This is a genomic window from Pseudomonas sp. YeP6b, assembly GCF_025642995.1.
Taxonomy (GTDB): Bacteria; Pseudomonadota; Gammaproteobacteria; order Pseudomonadales; family Pseudomonadaceae; genus Aquipseudomonas.
In genome coordinates, this window is the sequence record NZ_CP080090.1 from 3,292,857 (window position 1) to 3,313,104 (window position 20,248).

The 20,248-nt window shown below is 59.4% G+C and carries 12 protein-coding genes and 2 pseudogenes; 10 read left to right on the forward strand and 4 right to left on the reverse strand.

Features of this window, described 5'->3' with window-relative positions; translation table 11 throughout:
* Positions 1–684 precede the first annotated feature (684 nt).
* The 3 genes from KZH41_RS14665 to pgm all read left to right on the forward strand — a co-directional run bounded on the left by KZH41_RS14665 (position 685) and on the right by pgm (position 5,270).
* A complete protein-coding gene (locus tag KZH41_RS14665; protein WP_263275065.1) occupies positions 685–2,118 on the forward strand; it encodes a hypothetical protein in 1,434 nt (477 codons plus the stop codon).
* Positions 2,115–3,521, forward strand: a complete 1,407-nt coding sequence (locus KZH41_RS14670) for a PLP-dependent aminotransferase family protein (RefSeq protein ID WP_242149231.1) — start codon at positions 2,115–2,117, stop codon at positions 3,519–3,521. The genes KZH41_RS14665 and KZH41_RS14670 overlap by 4 nt, the downstream gene beginning before the upstream one ends.
* Positions 3,522–3,626: 105 nt before the next feature.
* Positions 3,627–5,270: a phosphoglucomutase (alpha-D-glucose-1,6-bisphosphate-dependent) gene (gene pgm / locus KZH41_RS14675; RefSeq protein ID WP_263275066.1), complete on the forward strand. Its 1,644-nt coding sequence runs from the start codon at positions 3,627–3,629 to the stop codon at positions 5,268–5,270.
* A 531-nt stretch (positions 5,271–5,801) separates the two neighbouring features.
* Here the strand turns inward: pgm and KZH41_RS14680 are convergent.
* Positions 5,802–6,496: pseudogene (locus tag KZH41_RS14680) on the reverse strand (pirin family protein).
* 217 nt (positions 6,497–6,713) lie between these two features.
* Here KZH41_RS14680 and KZH41_RS14685 point away from each other — a divergent pair.
* Positions 6,714–9,154 (forward strand): annotated as a pseudogene (locus tag KZH41_RS14685) (UvrD-helicase domain-containing protein).
* A 1,144-nt stretch (positions 9,155–10,298) separates the two neighbouring features.
* Here KZH41_RS14685 and KZH41_RS14690 read toward each other — a convergent pair.
* Positions 10,299–10,571 carry a DUF1652 domain-containing protein gene (locus KZH41_RS14690; protein ID WP_026013572.1) on the reverse strand — a complete coding sequence of 91 codons (273 nt, stop codon included), beginning with the start codon at positions 10,569–10,571 and terminating at the stop codon, positions 10,299–10,301.
* A 259-nt stretch (positions 10,572–10,830) separates the two neighbouring features.
* Between KZH41_RS14690 and KZH41_RS14695 the strand changes: the two genes are divergently transcribed.
* Genes KZH41_RS14695 through KZH41_RS14710 form a run of 4 tightly spaced genes read left to right on the forward strand, consistent with a single transcriptional unit; the run spans position 10,831 to position 14,604 of the window.
* Positions 10,831–11,640 (forward strand): helix-turn-helix transcriptional regulator, encoded by an 810-nt coding sequence (locus KZH41_RS14695; protein WP_094953731.1) that lies wholly within the window; start codon positions 10,831–10,833, stop codon positions 11,638–11,640.
* Positions 11,641–11,689: 49 nt separating this feature from the next.
* Positions 11,690–13,096: an NAD(P)/FAD-dependent oxidoreductase gene (locus KZH41_RS14700; protein WP_094953732.1), complete on the forward strand. Its 1,407-nt coding sequence runs from the start codon at positions 11,690–11,692 to the stop codon at positions 13,094–13,096.
* Positions 13,097–13,122: 26 nt separating this feature from the next.
* Positions 13,123–13,464 carry a cupin domain-containing protein gene (locus KZH41_RS14705; RefSeq protein WP_263275067.1) on the forward strand — a complete coding sequence of 114 codons (342 nt, stop codon included), beginning with the start codon at positions 13,123–13,125 and terminating at the stop codon, positions 13,462–13,464.
* A gap of 60 nt (positions 13,465–13,524) precedes the next feature.
* Positions 13,525–14,604, forward strand: a complete 1,080-nt coding sequence (locus KZH41_RS14710; protein ID WP_242149247.1) for a polyamine ABC transporter substrate-binding protein — start codon at positions 13,525–13,527, stop codon at positions 14,602–14,604.
* A gap of 1,611 nt (positions 14,605–16,215) precedes the next feature.
* Here the strand turns inward: KZH41_RS14710 and KZH41_RS14715 are convergent.
* Together KZH41_RS14715 and KZH41_RS14720 are read right to left on the reverse strand one after the other, a co-directional pair.
* On the reverse strand, positions 16,216–16,347 hold the full coding sequence (locus KZH41_RS14715; RefSeq protein ID WP_263275068.1) for a hypothetical protein: 132 nt from the start codon (positions 16,345–16,347) through the stop codon (positions 16,216–16,218).
* A gap of 342 nt (positions 16,348–16,689) precedes the next feature.
* The gene (locus KZH41_RS14720) at positions 16,690–17,475 is read right to left on the reverse strand and encodes a helix-turn-helix transcriptional regulator (RefSeq protein ID WP_263275069.1); all 786 of its coding nucleotides are present in this window, start codon (positions 17,473–17,475) and stop codon (positions 16,690–16,692) included.
* A 199-nt stretch (positions 17,476–17,674) separates the two neighbouring features.
* On the opposite strand from KZH41_RS14720, the gene KZH41_RS14725 reads away from it, so the two are divergent.
* Positions 17,675–19,039: an APC family permease gene (locus KZH41_RS14725; RefSeq protein ID WP_263275070.1), complete on the forward strand. Its 1,365-nt coding sequence runs from the start codon at positions 17,675–17,677 to the stop codon at positions 19,037–19,039.
* Between the two features lie 9 nt (positions 19,040–19,048).
* Positions 19,049–20,152, forward strand: a complete 1,104-nt coding sequence (locus KZH41_RS14730; RefSeq protein WP_242149252.1) for a P1 family peptidase — start codon at positions 19,049–19,051, stop codon at positions 20,150–20,152.
* The last annotated feature ends 96 nt before the right edge of the window (positions 20,153–20,248 follow it).

The following is a 20,248-nucleotide window of genomic DNA, read 5'->3' on the forward strand; positions in this document are numbered from 1 at the left end:
CCCCGTCTGTATGGGGCAAATGCGCCATTTGACAGGGCTTAACTCGCACACTGTTTGAAGCGTGCCAATGCCGTTTGGTCCTGTAAACGATACCTTTCCCCCTGACGCCGCCCTGAAATTCAGCGCGGCGTTGTTGTGTCTGCGTTATCGGTGTATCGCTTGATTATTATCTGAACTGGTTTTCTGCCAAGTTCTGTATCTGTTAATCATAATTTCAGTCCTGATAATTGAGTCTTCACTTTCAACTCAAGGACTGAGTAATGATTGATTTGCTGATACAGCTGCAGGTACTTCCTCTAACTAATAGTTCAGTGCCTGCGCGTGCACGCGCAGGCGGGTACTCTCAAGGCGGATTTCAAGCGGTACACAAACGAGGATTAAAGTTTGGCGAGTTATATTTGTCGGATGAGTCTTTTAATACAGGGTGAAGGTGGCGTAGGAGGCTGTCGGAAGATTCCTAGGATCTCTGCCGTAAACGGCCTAGATGCTTGACGATAAGGCCATCGGGAGCAATGGATGCCCCATGGGGAGTCGAGTAACCAGCCTATGTCGATTTGTTGCGGGGTGCTAGTGTTTATACATCGCGAGCATTCGCCGCGGGCGACATTCTCACAGACGCAATAAGTCGAACAACTACGTTCTGTCGTTATTCGAAACTGATATTTCAACTCAGGTAGTACAGCTATGAGCGCTATTCACGACCAGGCTATGAATTATGTTTATCAACAAGTTCAGCAGCGTTTGATTGGGTACTTTACCCGCGCAGAACGCACAGCACTTCAATTATTGATCCAGCGTATTGTCGTGGCCGCAGGGGGCATGGAGCAGATAGGGGATTATAAGGTGTTGGTAGCCCATGGCGGCGGGGAGGTCAGCAGCTACACCCTGGCCATGCTGCGCGCCGCACAATTGAGTATTGCCGGGCGCGCGCCGAGGACGTTCCAGCTGCGGGTTGCCACGTTGCGCCACACCGGCATGACCCAAGACACCCTCGATACGATCCATCGCGGTTACAGCCGTTTGTTTTTCCACGATGACGAACGGGTTGAGCTGCTGATGGTGGAAAACCAACAGGTGCTGCCCTTTAACTACCAGCGCCCGTTGTCCAGCGTCGGCTGTGAAACCAGCCAGCGCAATAGGTTGATGATAGGGCATCTGACCTCCGGCGATATCTGCGCAACACTGTGCAATGACACCTACTTGGCCCTGGGGGATTTCTATCAGCGTGTCACCGCGTGGAACGGCGGGGTGCATGCCGTGGCCAGCGGCGATTCCGCGCGCAAACAGAGCCAGCTCCTCGCCTGGCTGAAAAAGACTGCCCAGGCCGCAGGCGCTACGCTGCCGACCGACAAGCCGGCATCGCTCAACGGGCTGTTCGCGCGGATGGACGAATGGAGCGAAGGCTTCTACCGTGACCTGTTCGGCGAGCACTGTGTGCCCAAGGCTAACGCCAGCCCCGGTGGGCATCGCAACCTGGCCTCCATCGGCATTGCCGACCTGCTTGAGGGCGTTGACCGCACGTGCGCGCCTTTGCTTACCGAGTTCATGGCCTATAACCCGGACCCGCTGGGCTTTCATTTCAGCCACCCTACGGTTGCCAACCCGTTGCTGATGGCGCACCTGCGCGGCCTGCAAGCGGAATGCCTGCGGGAGCTGGATTACGAAGAGGGTGTCGAAGGGTTCTTTCTACAGGCCGCGCAGTACCTGCGTGATCGTCAGATTCCCGATACGCTGATAACCCAAGCCATGAGCCGCGAAGGACGCGTGCTGGCGACCCAATGTGCCGAACAGTTCTTCGGCCTGGAAGAGGGCCAACTGATCTGTCTGTTGTTTTCGCCCTTCATCCATCATGGCGAACGGCTGGAAGGCTATTTGCGCCAGTGCCATCCGGGCATGCTGGTGGCCTTGCCTGAACTGCACAAGGTGTTGCAGGGCAAGCCTGCCGCCGAGATGTTGCAGCAGTGGCTCGCCGACACCAGCGGGGTACCGCTGCCGTTGCTCCAGCACTTGTACCGTAAACGGCCGACGACGCTGGTTCCCGGCGCAACTGCACGCAGCCCACGTCATGAACGGCCTATGGCTGACGGCGAACTGGCCTTCCAGCTGTCCGGGCGATGACGCTGCGTGGTGAGCGGCAGGCGGACTTCGCCTATCAGGCGGTCTATCGCTACATGATCAACCTGATCAACGAGGTCAGTACCGACTCCCGCGTGAAACTGCCGTCGCTGCGCCAGTTGTCCCAGCGCCTGAATGTCTCGATTTCCACCATTCAGTATGCGTACTCACTGCTGGAGAAAGAGGGCCGGGTGTATTCGGTGGCCAAGTCAGGCTATTACGCCTGGCCCCTCGCCGGCAGCCCTTCGACGTTGCCAAGTGGGGATTTGCTCGAGCGCCTCTACGTGGCCGCGCGGCGCCCTGGGATGGTGGTGCTCAGTAGCGATGAGCCTACGTTGCTGGTCTCCCTGGACGCGACGTTGCTACGGCTGGAGCGCGAGCTTGTGCGCCAGTACCCGCGCCACTTGCAGGCCTGGTCCCAGCCTTGCGGGGTGTGGGAGCTGCGAGCGGCATTGGCGGCGCGCTACACCTCGTCGCCCACTCGCTGCTGGCATGCCGATGACGTATATATCGGCGCCGACCTGCGTGGCGTGTTGGAGATTCTCATCGAAGTGCTGGACCTGCCGGGCTCCACGGTGATTGTGGAGTCGCCCTGTGACTGGCTGATTCTGCGCCTGCTGCAAGATGCCGGTGTGCGCATCATTGAGTTGCCTTGGGCGGTGGATGGCAGCCTGGACCTGGCGGCGCTCGAAGGGATGTTACGCGGGGAGACAGTGCAACTGGTGTTGCTGTCATCAGCGGTCAGCCTGCCGTCGGGGGTTGCCATGCAGCCACGCGAGCGCCTGGACGTGGCGCAGCTGCTTGATCATTACGGTTGCTGGCTGCTGGAAAACGACACCTATGGTGAGCTGAGTTTCAAGCCACCGCCTGTTGCCCTGCGCGATTTGGTCAACCCTGAGCGGCTGGTGGTGTTTTCCTCCTTCGAAAAAATACTCGGGCCAGAGGCGCCTTACGGTTATGTGCTGACCCGGCAGATGAGCAGCGAATTACAACGTCAGTTCCTGTTGCGCTCGTTCCGGCTGTCCTCGATTCGCCAGCGCGCCATTGCACGCGTTTATCACAGCGGGCGAATCGACCTGCACCTGCGCAGCTTGCGCCAGCTGCTGCGTGAGCAGGCCTTGGACATGAGCCAGCAGTTGGACCAGCAGTTGGGTGAACACGTGACCTACCAGATGCCCGCCGGTGGTGCGACCTTCTGGCTAGGCTCCACCCGTGCGGTGGACATGCGCGAGGTATTCCAGCAAATGCTGGCACAGCAGGTGGTCGTGGCGCCTGGGGAACTGTTCAGCGTCGGCGGCCTGCACCACCAACATGTGCGCTTGAGCCATACCTTCCACGGGCAGCCCAGCCTGGAAGTTGTGCTGGCGGCACTGGGCGAGGCACTGCGGCAGGCTCAAATCGATTAGCGAATGAAATTTCTCTTGTGAGCGTAGGATCGATAGCGTCGCGCAGTAGTCCAACTCCCAGTAAACTGTCGTTTTTCTCAAAATCCTTCTTTTCGAGGTTTATGCATGACAATCAGTCCTTTTGCGGGCAAACCGGCGCCAGCTCAGTTGCTGGTGGATATCCCGCGACTGGTCACGGCCTATTACACCGGCCAGCCTGATGCAGCGATCTCCACCCAGCGCGTGGCCTTTGGTACGTCCGGGCACCGTGGCAGCTCGTTCGAACTGAGCTTCAACGAATGGCACGTGCTTGCCATCAGCCAGGCCATCTGCCTGTACCGTGAAGCCCAAGGCATCAATGGGCCTTTGTTTGTCGGCCTGGACACCCACGCGCTGTCGACACCGGCCGGGGCCAGTGCCCTGGAAGTGCTGGCCGCCAATGGCGTGCACGTGATGCTGGCCGAAGGCGATGAATACACCCCAACCCCGGCGATTTCCCACGCCATCATCTGCTACAACCGTGGCCGCACCAGTGGCTTGGCCGACGGCATCGTCATTACGCCGTCGCACAACCCGCCACAAAGCGGCGGCTACAAGTACAACCCACCTAACGGCGGCCCGGCTGATACCCACGTCACCAAGTGGATCGAGGCTAAGGCCAACGAACTGCTGGCTAACAAACTCGCCGGGGTCAAGCGCATCACCCATGCCCAGGCGCTCAAGGCCGATACTACCCATCGCCATGACTACCTCAACAGTTACGTGGCCGACCTGGTCAATGTGATCGACATGGACGCCATCCGCAGCGCCGACCTGCGCCTGGGCGTGGACCCGTTGGGCGGAGCAGGGGTGCGCTACTGGTCGGCGATTGCCGAGCACTACCGTTTGAACCTGGATGTGGTGAACACCGAAGTCGACTCCACCTTCCGCTTCATGAGCGTCGACTGGGATGGGCAGATCCGTATGGACCCGTCTTCCAGCTATGCGATGCAAGGCTTGATCGGCCTCAAGGAGCGTTTCGACGTGGCCTTTGCCTGCGACCCGGACCACGACCGCCACGGCATCGTCACCCCGTCCGGCGGCCTGTTGGCGCCGAACAACTACCTGGCGGTGTCCATCGACTACCTGTTTCAGAACCGTCCCGACTGGCGCACTGATGCGGCCGTGGGCAAGACCGTGGTCAGCAGTGGCTTGATTGACCGTGTTGCTGCGCGTATTGGCCGTCGTTTGTACGAAGTGCCGGTGGGCTTCAAGTGGTTTGCCGATGGTCTGTTCGACGGTTCGCTGGGGTTTGGCGGGGAAGAGAGCGCTGGGGCTTCGTTCCTGCGCAAGGACGGAACTGTGTGGAGCACCGATAAGGACGGCTTGATCCCGGCCTTGCTGGCAGCGGAAATGACTTCGCGTAAAGGTCAGGACCCAAGCCAGATCTACCGTGGGCTGACTGACGCTTTGGGCGAGCCGTTCGCAATTCGCGTTGACGCCAAGGCGACTCCGACGCAGAAAGCCTTGCTGGGCAAGCTGTCGCCTGAGCAGGTGACGTCGACGCAGTTGGCTGGGGAGAGCATCCAGCAGATCCTCAGCCATGCGCCGGGCAATAACCAGGCGATTGGCGGCTTGAAAGTGATGACCGAAAACGGGTGGTTCGCTGCGCGGCCATCGGGGACCGAGGACATCTACAAGATCTATGCCGAGAGCTTTATTGGTGAAGATCACCTTAAGCAGTTGGTGGAAGAGGCGCAGGTGTTGGTGGACGGGGCCATTTCCGAGTAACTGACACCCAGCTGTAAATGTGGGAGCGGGCAAGTCGCACCGCTGCGATGCAGGCACCTCGGTGTATCAGGTACACCGAGTTGATGCCATCGCAGGCAAGCCAGCTCCCACATTTGATTGAGTTTCAGCCTCTAAGATCAGGTCGGCTGTCAGGCCGCCTCGACTTGCTTTTGATCTAACCACTCAGGTCGGCTACTAGGCCGCCGTGCTCTTGCTTTTGATCTTGATCTTAGGCGCCCCGTTAAACCACGATGGCCGAATGCAGGCTTGAATCCGTGGGTAACCCGGCAGGACGCCGGGTTAGCCGCGATGGGCCAAGGATGGCCCATGGCGGCGGCCCACGGATTCAAGCCGGAGTGAGGGCACACCGAAGCGTGAGCGAGGTGCCGAGTGGTGGGGCAAGAGCCCTTTTGGTTACTTTTGGGGCTCTTTTCCAAAAGTGACCCGCTGTAAGAGCGGAACCCATATCAGCCATCACCCAAATAACGGATATGCCCCCAGCGCCCCAGCGCCCCAGCCCCAGACCGAAGATCAAGCCAAATCGACCAACACGATCTCACTGTCCTCAATCGCCGTCACCCGCAACACCTGCTCATCCTCAACCGCCACACCATCCCGAGCCTGTGCACGCAAAGCCATTAACTTCAATCACCCCGTCGCCGGCACCAGATACGCGCGGCGCCCACTGTCCAGGTGATATTCAGCACTTTCCCCGCTTTCAGGTTGGCCGCCACCAAGCGCGCATCGGCACGAATGCGCAGGCTTTCGCTGTCACCCGCTTTGCCGCTGGCCAAGGTCACAAAACCCTCGCGGTCACCTTTGGGAAAAGGTTTGGCACCCCAGGAAGGCGGCAAGCCGGCTTCATTCGGAATGATCCAGATCTGGAAGATCTTGGTCGGCGTGGCTTCAAGGTTGTATTCGCTGTGGGCAATCCCAGTGCCTGCACTCATCACCTGCACGTCGCCGGCCTCAGTGCGGCCTTTGTTGCCCAGGTTATCGGCATGGCTGATGGCACCTTCACGCACATAAGTGATGATCTCCATGTCGCGGTGCGGGTGCTGTGGGAAGCCAGTGCCGGGCGCAATGATGTCGTCGTTCCATACCCGCAGGTTGCCCCAGTGCATGCGCTTGGGGTCGTGGTATTCGGCGAATGAAAAGTGGTGATGGGCGTCAAGCCAGCCATGATGGGCGCCGCCGAGGGTGTTGAAAGGTCGAAGTTCGAGCATGAGGGTCTCCTGTTGATGGTGCCCATGATCCAGCAGAGCATGATCGATAAAAGCGTAAAAATGCCTGATTCCAATCCATTAATTCGATGGGTTGCTGGCGTTTTGACTTTCACTTCATCGCCTAACTGCATGACGTCAAAGCAATTGGCTGGAACTGAGCGCCGATTCCGGCGACCATGGCACCTTCGCCAAAACCAACCTCATCGCTGGAGTCCGCGTGCCGCAACAAACGCCTGATCTGCCCCCGAACTTCGTCCATTAGCCGAGATGCCTCTGCTGAAACGGCTCGCTGCGCGTCTTTTCGGGCATGGCCTGACGCGTTTACGTGCCCAGCATCGGTTTTCCTGGCTGCACGGCCAGGCCGACGGTTTTCGCAGCGGGCACGAGGCCGGTGTGGAATATGGCTATCGCGAGGGCAAGGCCGACGGTATCGAGGAAGGTCGGCAGGTGTTGCTGATCCGCGACTTTCGCCCCGATGAACACCGAGCGCCGGGCGTGGATGACAGCCTGTTCGACGACTGGCGGCTGCCGCTCACCACAGACGTGAAGAAGCGCATGAAGGCCGACGTGGCGCGCTTGCTGCCGGCGCATGCGCAGCCGAGTGCGGCGCAATGGAAGATGATCTTCAGTGACACGCCCTCGACCTCGGTGATTGCGGGGGCGGGTGCCGGTAAATCCACCTCGCTGGTCCTGCGTATCCTGCTGCTCACCCATTACCTAGGCTTTGAACTGAGCTCGATGACTGTGGTGACCTTCACCCGAGAGTCGCGTAAGGACTTCATCAACAAGCTCATGGAGATTCTCAGCCTGTGGGGCCAACCCTTGGCGTTAAAGAGGCTCAGGCCGTGGTGCGGACCTTTCACTCGCGCATTTTGCCGATGGTACGCAGCTTGCCGGGCTTTGAGCGCCTGCAAGCCTTTGAAAACCTCAGCAGTGGCTTCGAAGACGCCGACAGCAACCCTTCGACCTGCGCATCAGCGACGCCCAGCGCCAACAAATGAATGCCTGCTACCACCGGCTGCATGGCCAACACGCGCGCTTTCGCGAGCTGATTACGCCGTTGGCGCGCCAGGGCCTGCAGCTCAGGGAGCTCGAGCGTGACCACCCGGATGTGCAAAAGCGCGTAGCCGTGACCGAACTGGCGGCCAAGCGCGATGAAGAACTCTGCGATGTGATCGAAGACCTGTGGTTTCGCGCCGGTGCCTGGCCGATCAAGGGTATCGAACCAAGCCGGCAGACCTTTGAAATCAATGGCGCGCAGTTTCATTGTCACGGTTACATACCGGAGCTGGATGCCTGGGTGGTGCTGGGCTTCGATTCGCGAGAGAACCCCAGATAAGCCGACCCAATTCGAAGCTGTCGGTACGTGCAGAATGGGCGGTAAAGCGCACGTTGTTTCAAGCTTTCTGTCGTAAGCCATTGATATGGATAGATAGTTACGAATCTTCAAAGCGTCTTTTAAGCAGTCTGGCCGGCGACGCCAGCGCCGGGCCTGGCTTTGACTACAAGGTCAAAGGCGAGCTGGCCTCGGCGCCGCTGCTGGACAGTTTTGTCATGGCGGCCGGCTTTATCGAGAACCTCGGGCTGGACGTAACCACCGCCGTCGGCCAGATGAGCTTCGCCAAGGACGACCCGGACCGGTTCTTCTTTGAAGCCCTGAGCATTTTCTGGAAAGCCCTGGAAGACCATCTGCTCGATCAGGTGCCGCCGGTGATGACCTACAACCGCATGTTCTCGCTGTTCGGCGAGAACACCCCGAAAATCTCAAGCTGCTCAGCGATCCACTGCTGCGGCCGATGTCGCACCTGATGATCGACGAGTTCCAGGACGTATCGCCGCAGATCGTCTCGTGGATTCGCGCCAGCCTGCGCGAAATTCGCAGCCGTGGCCCGGCGATGCACGGGCCGGGGCGCAACGTTCATCACTGCTGTGTGGGGCGATGACTGGCAGTCGATTTATGGCTGGCGCGGCAGTTCGCCCAAGTACTTTATGGCGTTCAACCAGGAATTCCCGTCACCCAGCACCACCCGTGTGATGCTGAGCGAGAACTACCGCAGCCACCAGCACGTCATTGATGCCGCCGAGCATATCGTGCGCGCCGCACCGGCAATCCCCGGCAAAAGGCCAAGGCCAGTGGTGAACCCAAGGCGTTAGTGCCGGTAACGGTATTGAAAGGGACGATGCTGCGTTAGGCCGGCAGTTGCTGGAGCATTACCAAAAGGGCGAATCGGTCTTAATGCTGTATCGAAAAAGCAGCGATAAGTTATTGATTAAAGAGCATATTCAGTCTGTTATTAATGTTGATTCTAGCTTGCCGCCCGCGGTGCGCCGATTGAAACAACTGACCTATCACAGCGCCAAAGGCCTGCAAGCGGACGCAGTATTTTTGCTTGGGGATTGCCAGCATGTGACCAGTTCGCCTTACAAGAACCAGGTCTACCGCATGGCGGGCCTGGGCAAGGACGGTGACAGCGAGCCGTATGACACTGCGCAAAAGACGAAGTGCTGCGCCTGGCTTATGTCGGCATTACCCGGGCGGCGAGCCATTGCTATTGGTATGTGGAAAAGCCGGAAGGCCAGGGCGTGAATGTGCCCAGGGCTTCGGAGCGAGTAGATGGGAAGAAAGCGTTTTCAACGATCAGCGCGGTCAGTGAGTGAAAGCAATTTCAATGTGAGAGCTGGCTTCTGTGGGAGCCGGGCTTGCCCGCGGTGGCCATAGGTATCTACACATCTTTTATGGGTTGAATTCTTTGGTTGTCTCGGGGGCTGGGTACATATCCGTTGCTGCGGTAACGGCTGATATGGGTTCCGCCCTTACGGCGGGTCACTTTTGAAAGAGCCCAAAAGTAACCAAAAGGCTCTTGCCCCACCACTCGGCACCTCGCTTAGGCTCGGTGTGCCCTCACGCAGGCTTTGGAGCGGGGCCGCCGCCATGGGCCATCCTTGGCCCATCGCGGCTAACCCGGCGTCCTGCCGGTTTACCCCCGCTCCAAAGCCTGCGTTCGGCCAGCGTGGTTTAACGGGGCGCCTCAGATCAAGATCAAAAGCAGATCAAGATCAAAAGCAAGAGCACGGCGGCCTAGTAGCCGACCTGAGTGGTTAAATCAAAAGCAAAACCGAGGCGGCCTGACAGCCGACCTGATATTTGAAACTGAACTCAATCTAATGTGGGAGCTGGCTTGCCTGCGATGGCATCAACTGGTTGTCACTGATACACCGAGGTGCCTGCATCGCAGCGGTGCGGCGATCCGACAAGCCCGCCCCACATTGGGATCTCGGTATATCAGGCAAAAGGTGTGCTGCCATGCTTTTGCCCTGCTTTTGCTTCTACCACTCAGGTCGGCTACTAGGCCGCCGTGCTCTTGCTTTTGATCTTGATCTGATGCGCCCCGTTAACCACGCTGGCCGAACGCAGGCTTTGAGCGGGGGTAAACCGGCAGGACGCCGGTTTAGCCGCGATGGGCCAAGATGGCCCATGGCGGCGGCCCACGGTCCAAAGCCTGCGTGAGGGCACACCGAGCCTAGGCGAGGTGCCGAGTGGTGGGGGCAAGAGCCTTTTGGTTACTTTTGGGCTCTTTCAAAAAGTGACCCGCCGTAAGGGCGGAACCCATATCAGCCGTTACCGCAGCAACAGATATGTACTCATATCTACCTAAAAAACTCGTCATCGGCCTAGCACGACACAAAAAGTTGCGTAGATACCTATGCTGCGATGGCAGCACCTCGGTTTATCAGTGATGCCGAGATGACGCCATCGCAAGCCCACTCCCACATTAGATAGACATCACCTGACAAATCAGCCTCAGGCGCGCAACGACAGCGGCGGTACAAAACACTCCAGCTCATCCTCTACCGCCTCGATGATGCGCTCCACATCGGCGGCATTCATCACGGTGGCGCAAGGGATGCCAGCAATGGCGATCAATGTCTCGCCGCTGGCCCGGTCGAACAGGCGGGCGACCATGCTGCCGGGGGCGTCCATGCTCCCCTCAAAGCCCATCGGATGAAAATGCCAGCGCATCAGCTGGCAGGCGTTCGGGAACGTCACTTTATTCATGTTGCCCACCTTGTTCATTGAGCGCTTCCTTTAGCTCGCTGCAGGGGGCCACGACCTTCACGGGTCTTGGCGTCGAAGAACATCAAAAATAGCACTCGTTCGCACGCTCAAGGTGACTTTTTTGAGTCCGTTCGGCAGTTGTTTTCGATTAATTTGATGTGCGTCATCTCCTACTACAAACTAGGCGAAACGCCACTACTCAGATGTGCCTTTTGACGCCTGCACACACTGGTAAAATCCGGCACTCTCAGCTGTTTTATCCGTCGTAGAGCCCTACATGCCCAGCATCGCCCCCGCCGATGATTGCCAGAACACCCAAGCCACCGGCGAGTTGGTCTTGCGTCACCACTTGTGCTGGCGCCATCGCGACCTGGATGGCGTGATGGCCTACTACCACCCTGAAATCCAGTACCACGACTTTTTCCAGAACCGCGTCATCGGTTACGCTGAACTGCGCGAGTATCTGCAAGCCAGCATGCCGCGTGGCGCCGACGAGGCGATCGAGCACACTGACCGCATCCGCGCCGACGGCGACACCGCGTTCATCCAGTACCGCATTACCTTGCGCGGCGGCCAGGGCCTGGTGTCGTTTCGCACCAGCGAAGCCATCACCGTGCGCGATGGGCTGATTTGGCGGGTCAATGAATACGCGTCCCTGGTGCACGAGCAGCCGACCCAGGCCATGCGCCCCACGGTCAGCCGCCTGGGCCTGTCGCCCCAGCAGTTGGGGCATATGGCCAAAGACCTGCAGCAATACTTCGAACTCAAGCAACCCTACCTGGACCCCGAGTTGGACCTGCAGCGGGTTGCCAAGGAGTGTGGCTACAGCCGCAATCAGATTTCCTACCTGTTGAACCAGGTGCTCGGGCAGAGCTTCTACCGTTACGTCAACCAGGCCCGGCTCCAGCATTTGCTGGCCGCGCTGGATAAAGCCCAGCCACCGATCAAGGTCGATGACCTGGCATTCTCCGCCGGTTTCAATTCGCTGTCGGCGTTCTACAGCGCGTTTCGCCAGCACACCGGCCAATCGCCCAAGGCTTACGTCAAACAAATTTCTCTGCGTGCACGCGCGCAAGACAGCCCATAACCCCGCGCTCTAGGATCCAGCCTATCGAAACGAGGTAGGGGAGCTTGGCATGCCGGCATGGCGCAATATCAGTTTATGGATGGACCAGTTGGATGACCCGCTGGTGGCCAGGCCGTCACTTACGCATGACCTTGACGTCAACGTGGCCATTATCGGCGCCGGTTACACCGGCCTGTGGACCGCCTATTACCTGAAACGCCAGGCGCCTGAGCTGAACATCGCGATTATCGAAGCACAGACCGCAGGTTTCGGCGCCTCTGGCCGTAACGGCGGCTGGCTGATGGGTAATTTGCTCGGCGAAGACCGGCTGTTGGCCGGCCTCTCGCCGCAACAGCGCCGCGCCTCCTTTGACCTGCTGCACGGCATTCCCGATGAAGTTGCGCAGGTGTTGGCCCGCGAGGGCATCGACTGCGATTACCGCAAGGGCGGCGCGTTGTATTGCGCTGCGCGCTACCCCGAGCAGGAAGGCAGCCTGCGCCGCTACCTCGACAAACTCCATGCCCAAGGCCTGACCGAAGACGATTACCGCTGGCTGAGCCCGCAACAGCTGGCCGAACAGATCCGCATCGCCAAGCCTTATGGCGGTATCTATGCACCCCACGTCGCGACCATCAACCCGGCCAAGTTGGTGCGCGGCCTGGCGCGCGTGGTGGAGAGCATGGGGGTCACGATCTACGAAAACAGCCCGGTCACCCACTGGCAGTCTGGCAGCCTGCGCACAGCCAAAGCCTGTGTGCGCGCCGCTTGGGTGGTGCCGGCGGTCGAGGGTTATGCCACGACGTTGCCGCCTTTGGGGCGCTACCAGTTGCCGGTACAAAGCCTGATTGTGGCCACCGAGCCGCTGCCGGCCAGCACCTGGGACGAAATCGGCCTGAGCCACGGTCAGGCGTTCGGCGAAAGCAGTCGCCAGGTCACCTACGGCCAGCGTTCAGCCGACAATCGCCTGGTGTTCGGCGCGCGTGGCGGCTATCAGTTCGCCGGAAAGCTGCGCCACAACTTCGACCTGACTGACAGCGAAGTGCAGCTGCGTCGCTACCTGTTCGGCGAACTCTTCCCACAGCTGAAAAACGTGAAGATTACCCACTCCTGGGGCGGCAACCTCGGCATGTCGCGCAACTTCCGCCCACACATGCTCTGCGACCACAAGACCGGCATCGCGTTGTCCGGCGGTTACGGCGGGGAGGGCGTAGGCGCCACCAACCTGGGTGGCCGCACCCTGGCCGATCTGATTTTGGGTCTCGACACGCCACTGACCACCCAGCCCTGGGTGATCCGCGAGCGTGGCCTGGACGCGCTCAAGGCCTGGGAGCCTGAGCCCTGCCGCTGGCTGGGCTACAACGCGATCATTCGCAGCTTTGTCCATGAAGACCAGGTGTTGGCCAACCCCAACACCGCGCCTTGGCGCCGCACGTTGGCGACCGGCGTGGCTGGGTTCATGGAAGGTTTCATGCACTAAGCCGTTTCACTCACACGGGAAAACCCATGAGCATCACTCAATTCAAAGACGCGCTGAACGCCCACTTGCCGGATTCGTCACCGGTGGCCGTGCCCTTGGGCGAGCCCATCGCCGTGGCCTCGACCCTGAGCGTGGAGCGCAACGACGGCGTCGAAACCGGCATCTGGGCATGCACCCCAGGCCGCTGGCGTCGGCAGATCAAATCCCAGGAGTTTTGCCACTTTATCCAGGGCCGCTGCACCTTCACCCCTGACAACGGTGAAATCGTCCACCTACAAGCCGGTGATGCACTGATGTTGCCGGCCAACAGCACTGGCATCTGGGACATCCAGGAGACCGTGCGCAAGACCTACGTATTGATTCTGTAACGCTTTGATCCTTGATCGCCTGCCATAAAAACAGCCCTAAAACCGCCAGGAAATCGAACCATGAAAGCCATTGCCCTGTTGCCCTTGATGTTGGTGGCCTCTATCAGCCAGGCCGCCGAGACGGTGAAGATCTACAACTGGTCGGACTACATCGCGCCGGATACCACCAAGAACTTCCAGAAAGAAACCGGCATCGGTTTCACCTACGACGTGTACGACAGCAACGAAACCCTCGACGGTAAGTTGATGACCGGCAAATCCGGCTACGACGTGGTGTTCCCGTCCAACCATTTCATGGCTCGGCAGATCCAGGGCGGCGCCCTGAAAAAACTCGACAAGAGCCAGTTGCCGAACTGGAAAAACCTCAACCCGGTGCTGCTCAAGGCCCTGGAAAACAACGACCCAGGCAACACGCACGGTTTCCCGTACCTGTGGGGCAGCACCGGCATCGGCTACAACATCGACAAGGTCAAGGCGGTGCTGGGCGACAACGCGCCGGTGGATTCCTGGGACCTGATCTTCAAGCCGGAAAACATGGCCAAGCTGCAAAAGTGCGGGGTGGCGATCCTCGACAACGGCCCGGAATTGCTGCCGGCAGCGCTGAACTACCTGGGCTTGCCGCACCACAGCAAGAAGGCCGAGGACTACAAAAAGGCTGAAGATTTGCTGATGAAAGTACGGCCATACGTGGCGTACTTCCATTCCTCGAAATACACCGCCGACCTGGCTAACGGCGACATCTGCGTAGCCGTCGGCTTCTCCGGCGACATCCTGCAGGCCGAGAGCCGCGCCAAGGAAGCCAAGAACGGTGTGAACATCGGCTACAACATTCCCAAGGAAGGCGCCGCGATCTGGTTCGACATGGTCGCCATGCCCGCCGATGCGCCTAACGAAAAAGCCGGCTATGCGTTCATGAACTACCTGCTGCGCCCGGACGTGATGGCCAGCATCACCAACTACGTGCACTACGCCAACGGCAACGCCGCGGCCGACAGCCTGGTGGACCCGGCGATCAAGTCCGACACCAAGGTGTACCCAACGCCTGCAATGATGGGCAAATTGTTTGCGCTGGAGGCGATGCCGCTGAACATCGACCGGATTCGTACGCGGGTGTGGAACACCATTCGTACCGGGCGATAGGTTTACCTGTGGTGGCGAGCGGGCTTGCCCTAATGCCGTTCAGTTAAGCGAACGCAATGCCCAAAGCAGCGAAGATTAAATGTGGGAGCGGGCTTGCCCGCGATGACCATGGTATCTACGCAACTTTTGTGTTGCGCTAAGTTTTTGACCGGGTTTTAGGTAGATATGAGTACATATCCGTTGCTGCGGTAACGGCTACCTAGGGTTCCGCTCTTACAGCGGGTCACTTTGAAGGACCCAAAAGTAACCAAAAGGCTCTTGCCCCACCACTCGGCACCTCGCTTAGGCTCGGTGTACGCCAGTTGGACGTGGGAAACACCATGGCCATGACTCTGCGTTTGTCGGAATTGATGTTTCCGAACAAAAGCTCGACTCACGGCGTCAGCACCACTGGCCAAGTCGAACACCTGAAGATATCCAGCGTTTAGCTAAAGCACATCTCAAGCAGCAGGAGCCGGTTTTGGTGGTGTTTCTGGGGATATGAGCGGCTTTGCGGCGGGACCCGCTGCACCGCTGCCAGTCGTTGTCGTCAACCCCTGCCAGGTGCGTGATTTCGCCAGGCACCGGTCGGTTGGCTAAAACCGATCGCTGCCCAGGTGATTGCGGAAAGGGCCCAGGCGGTCAAATCCGAGATTCAGTTTCAGATGAACACACTCGTGAGCTGGCAGATCTACTCACTCGACGCCGCCAACTCATCGACATGATCGCGGCGGAGAGTCCGGCTGCGCCCGGAGGCGGTATTCAAGGCACTTCGAAGAGACATCAAGGCACATATCACCTGGCTTCAAAAGCGGCTTAAAAAGCACAGACGATGACTTGCACGAAGCCATCAAAGGCTTCCCCGGTCTGGAAGGCCAATTATGATTTGCTACGCGAGGTCGCTGGTGTTGGCAACGTGCTCGCACTTTCGCTGCTGGCGATGGTTCCGTACCGGGCGATAGGTTAATCGCAAACAAGTGGCTGCCTTGGTTGGTGTGGCGCCGTTCACTGCGATAGCGGCCTCTACAAAGGGCGTAGACGGATATGGGAGCGGTCGAGCTGAGGTTCGACCATGGTTGCTACGCAACCGTCTTTGTCCTCGAAGAGTTTTTTGGTGATTTTAGGTTCTACAACCATCTCCTTGCTGCGGTAACGGCTACCTAGCTGGTTGCATGCATGAGAAAGCTGGTGACGATCTTAATGCGATGGTTGCGCGATCAAAGGCTCTTGCCCCAATGGCTTGAATTTCGACACGGTTGCCTCACCCGGCTTGAATCCGTGGGCCGCCGCCATGGGCCATCCTTGGCCCATCGCGGCTAACCTGGCGTCCTGCCGGGTTACCCACGGATTCAAGCCTGCGTTCGGCCATCGTGGTTAACGGGCGCCTCAGATCAAGATCAAGATCAAAAGCAAGAGCACGGCGGCCTGGTAGCCGACCTGAGTGGTTGAAGCAAAAGCACAGCAGAAGCACAGCAGAAGCAGATCTGCTTTTCTGTGGGAGCTGGCTTGTCGGACCGCCGCACCGCTGCGATGCAGACACCTCGGTGTATCAGGCATAACCAGTTGATGCCATCGCAGGCAAAGCCAGCTCCCACATTAGATTGAGTTCAGTTTCAGAGATCAGGTCGGCTGTCAGGCCGCCTTGGCTTCGCTTTTGATCTTGATCTGAGGCGCCCCGTTAACCACGATGGCCGAACGCAGGCTTTGGGCGTGGGTAAACCGGCAGGACGCCGGTTTAGCCGCGATGGGCCAAGGATGGCCCATGGCGGCGGCCCCGCCCAAAGCCTGCGTGAGGGCACACCGAGCCTAAGCGAGGTGCCGAGTGGTGGGGCAAGAGCCTTTTGGTTACTTTTGGGCTCTTTCAAAGTGACCCGCCGTAAGGGCGGAACCCATATCAGCCGTTACCGCAGAAACGGATATGTACCCCGCGCCCCCGCGAAAACCAAAGAATTCAACCCATAAAAAGATGTGTAGATACCTATGCCGCGATGACGTCGGCCCAGCAAACATGGATGTTGACTGACCCACCGCTTTCGCGGGCAAGCCCGCTCGCCAAAAGAAGCTCGCCAGCCAAAATCGGCCTGCTCATCACAAACGCGCGCGCAATCAGGGATTTTCCAAATCATGCCCCAACGACTGGATAAACAACGAAAACAGCTCCGGCTGTGACGAAATATCCAGCTTCGCGTACAGATGCCGCCGGTGCACCTTCACCGTGTCCGGCGAGATCTTCAGGCGTTCAGCCATGGCCTTGGACGAGAACCCGCGCAGCACCAGCCGTGCGACTTCCAGTTCGCGGTCCGAGAGCACGCCGCTGCCGAAATGGCTCAGCGCATCGCGGATCTGGCTGTCCATGGCCGGCACGCGCTGGGTGCTTTGCTGCCAATGCTGCTGCATCAACGGCAGCACCCACGCCGCCAGCGTGGTCATCAGCCCGGTGTGTTCACAGCTGAAGCGGCGCTGCATGCCCAGCGACAATGACAAGGTCCCCGTACCCGGCAATTGCAGAATGAACTGCACCTCGTCTTCCAGCACGTTGTCGTGGAAGTAGTTGAGGAAGTACTCACTTTGGCGAAAGTGGTCCGGCGCCACTTCCTCCAGGCGGTACACGCCACTGGCATAGCCCTCGCGGCAAGCCTGGTAAAACGGGTCGAGCAAATACAAGCCATTGAGGTACACCAGCATCGACGCTGGTTTGCTGCTGGGCTGGGCGTCGTATTCTTCCAAGGCCTGGGGCGGGCCATCCAGCGGGTAGAAAATCGCCAGGGCGTTATCGAACGGCAGGCATTGGTGCAGTAACAGCACCAACTGCTTCCAGAACCGTTCGGTGCCGATGTGCGCGACGGTGCGGCCCAGGCCTGCGTGCATGCTGACCTCTCTGAACAGGCTCATGTAACAGGCTCCCGCCAGCAAAAGATCGGCCAAGGGTTCGGCTTTTAACGCGTACCGTCAAGGGGAGTACGCCAATAGGGGAATTGGCCTGCGTAAACGCAGCGTTTACTTTTGCCGTCATCCAGTGGGAAACATATCCCGCAAAAGCCCGACCTTTCGTTTCTGCCTCCTACCAAAAACAACGACAGAGGATAACGATATGAGTGCTTCCCACGCGCCAAATGGCGTGCTCAAACCCACCCTAAGCGTTTTCGATGTAGTGGCCATCACCGTTTCCGCGGTCACGCCGGCCAGTTCCGTGTTCGTGATTGCGCCGTTTGCCATCCAGCAAGCGGGCAGCGGTGTATTCCTCGCGTTTGTGATGGCCGCCTTGCTCGCGCTGATGTTCGCTTTCTGTTACGCCGAACTGGGCCGCGCGCATAACAGCGCCGGCGGTGAGTATGTGTACGCCAAGCGGGTGTTTGGCGGCATGGCCGGTTATGCGACCTTTTTGACCGTGCTGGTGATGTTGCTGTTTATCCCACCGGTCTTGGCCACGGGCGCCGCGACCTATCTGAACACTGCCCTGGGGACCCAATTCGACTCACAAACCGTCGCCCTGGTGATCGTGGTGTGCAGCTACGCCTTGGGCATCCTCAATATCAAGCTCAATGCCTGGATCACCGGCACGTGCTTGCTGCTGGAAGTCGCGGCGTTGCTGGTAATCGTGTTTATCGGCTTCGGTAATCCGGTACAGCCGGCCAGCGTGCTGTTTGAGCCGCAAATCGTCGAAAACGGCGTGTTGCACCTGGCGCCGTGGGCGTTGGTGGTCGGTGCCGTCGGCATCGGCCTGTTCTCGTACAACGGTTACGGCCCGGCCGTATTGCTGGCCGAAGACATGAAGTGCGGCGGCAAAGGCGTGCACAAGGCCGTGCTGTGGTCACTGGGGTTGGTGGTGGTGATCGAGCTGGTACCGATCGCCGCACTGTTGATCGGCGCGCCCTCGCTGAGCGCGATGATCAGCAGCCCGGACCCTATCGGTTACCTGCTGACCAGCCATGGCAATGAAACCTTGTCGCGCTTGGTCAGCGCGGGGATCTTCCTCTCCGTGTTCAACGCGATTGTGGCTATCGTTATCCAGATTGGCCGCGTGGTGTTCAGCAGTGGCCGCGACGCGCTGTGGACGCCGCGCATCAACACACTGTTTACGCGGATCCACCCGCGCTGGGACTCGCCGTGGCTGGCGACACTGTTCCTGGCGGTTCCCTCTGCGCTGCTGAGTTTCAGCTCCAACCTGGCGGACCTGACCTCGTTCAGTGTGTTGCTGATCATGCTGGTGTACCTGGTGGTGGCGCTGAGCGCGCTGATGAGCCGGGTGTTGCTGCGTGATCGCGAGCATCCCTATCGCATGCCGTTGTGGCCGTTGCCGGCTTTGCTGGCCGTGCTGGGCGCGGGCTACCTGTTGGTGACCCTGATCGCTGCGGCGTCCATGCGCGACATCATGATCATCATCGGCTTGCTGGCGTTGTCGGTGATTTTGTATTGCATCAGTGGCCGGTCGAGTCCGGCGTATCAGAAATTGTAAGGAGTGGGTATGCGCGCACGTCAAATGGGCATCACGTTGGGGCTGGGCACGCCCGGCGAATTGAATGCCATCACCGATGTTCCCGGTGTCCGGGTCGGCCACAGTACGCTCAAGACGCGTATCGACGGCAAACAGGTGCGCACCGGCGTCACGCTAGTGCAGCCGCGCGCGGGTGAGGCGCGCCAGCAGCCGTGTTTTGCCGGCTACCACGTACTCAATGGCAACGGCGATGCCACCGGCCTTGAGTGGATCAGCGAGGCGGGGCTGCTGACCACGCCGGTGGCGATCACCAACACCCACAGCATCGGTATTGTGCGTGACACCTTGATCGCCCTGGAGCGCGAGCGCCTGGCGGACCCGGCGGTGTATTGGTGCATGCCGGTGGTGATGGAAACCTATGACGGCCTGCTCAACGATATCTGGGGTCAGCACGTCAAGCCTGAGCATGTGCGCCAGGCACTGGACAATGCCGAAAGCGGGCCGGTGCAGGAGGGCGCGGTGGGCGGTGGCACCGGGATGATCTGCCATGAGTTCAAGGGCGGCATCGGCACCGCGTCGCGGCGCTTGCCAGCCGCGCAGGGCGGCTGGACCGTCGGCGTGCTGGTGCAGGCCAACCATGGCAAGCGCCAGGAGCTGCGGGTCGATGGCTACCCAGTGGGCCGCCATTTGATGGAGATTCCTTCACCGTTTGCCGAGCGCGGTACGCCGGGCATGGGCTCGATTGTGGTGATCATCGCCACCGACGCACCGTTATTGCCGCACCAGTGCCAGCGCCTGGCGCAGCGCGCCGCCATTGGCATTGCGCGCACGGGTGGCGGCACCGAGGATTCCAGCGGCGATCTGTTCCTGGCGTTCGCCACCGGCAACCAGAACCTGCCACCGGCGGATTACGGGCGCAAAGGCTTGCCGTTGAGCACCGCGTTGCAGATGGTCAATAACGACCATATTTCGCCGCTGTTCAGCGCGGCGGCGGAGGCGGTGGAGGAGGCGATCATCAACGCCATACTGGCCGGCGAGGCCATGAGCACCGACGAAGGCGTCAAGGTGCCGGGGCTTGCGAGCGAGACATTATTAGCGGCATTACACAAGAGCGGCTGGAGTGTGGCCCGGTAATAGGGGACAACATTAATTAATAGTCTAAGTAGTGGCTCTTTAATGTTGCCAATGACACCGTGACAATATAGTGGATCCACTATTTAAGTGGGCCGC

What these genes read in the sequence shown, in the direction of transcription:
- KZH41_RS14665 (WP_263275065.1), top strand. Translation starts at nt 685, where the DNA reads ATGAGCGCTATTCACGACCAGGCTATGAATTATGTTTATCAACAAGTT.
- KZH41_RS14670 (WP_242149231.1), top strand. Translation starts at nt 2,115, where the DNA reads ATGACGCTGCGTGGTGAGCGGCAGGCGGACTTCGCCTATCAGGCGGTC.
- pgm (WP_263275066.1), top strand. Translation starts at nt 3,627, where the DNA reads ATGACAATCAGTCCTTTTGCGGGCAAACCGGCGCCAGCTCAGTTGCTG.
- KZH41_RS14690 (WP_026013572.1), bottom strand. Translation starts at nt 10,571, where the DNA reads ATGAACAAGGTGGGCAACATGAATAAAGTGACGTTCCCGAACGCCTGC.
- KZH41_RS14695 (WP_094953731.1), top strand. Translation starts at nt 10,831, where the DNA reads ATGCCCAGCATCGCCCCCGCCGATGATTGCCAGAACACCCAAGCCACC.
- KZH41_RS14700 (WP_094953732.1), top strand. Translation starts at nt 11,690, where the DNA reads ATGCCGGCATGGCGCAATATCAGTTTATGGATGGACCAGTTGGATGAC.
- KZH41_RS14705 (WP_263275067.1), top strand. Translation starts at nt 13,123, where the DNA reads ATGAGCATCACTCAATTCAAAGACGCGCTGAACGCCCACTTGCCGGAT.
- KZH41_RS14710 (WP_242149247.1), top strand. Translation starts at nt 13,525, where the DNA reads ATGAAAGCCATTGCCCTGTTGCCCTTGATGTTGGTGGCCTCTATCAGC.
- KZH41_RS14715 (WP_263275068.1), bottom strand. Translation starts at nt 16,347, where the DNA reads ATGGGCCATCCTTGGCCCATCGCGGCTAAACCGGCGTCCTGCCGGTTT.
- KZH41_RS14720 (WP_263275069.1), bottom strand. Translation starts at nt 17,475, where the DNA reads ATGAGCCTGTTCAGAGAGGTCAGCATGCACGCAGGCCTGGGCCGCACC.
- KZH41_RS14725 (WP_263275070.1), top strand. Translation starts at nt 17,675, where the DNA reads ATGAGTGCTTCCCACGCGCCAAATGGCGTGCTCAAACCCACCCTAAGC.
- KZH41_RS14730 (WP_242149252.1), top strand. Translation starts at nt 19,049, where the DNA reads ATGCGCGCACGTCAAATGGGCATCACGTTGGGGCTGGGCACGCCCGGC.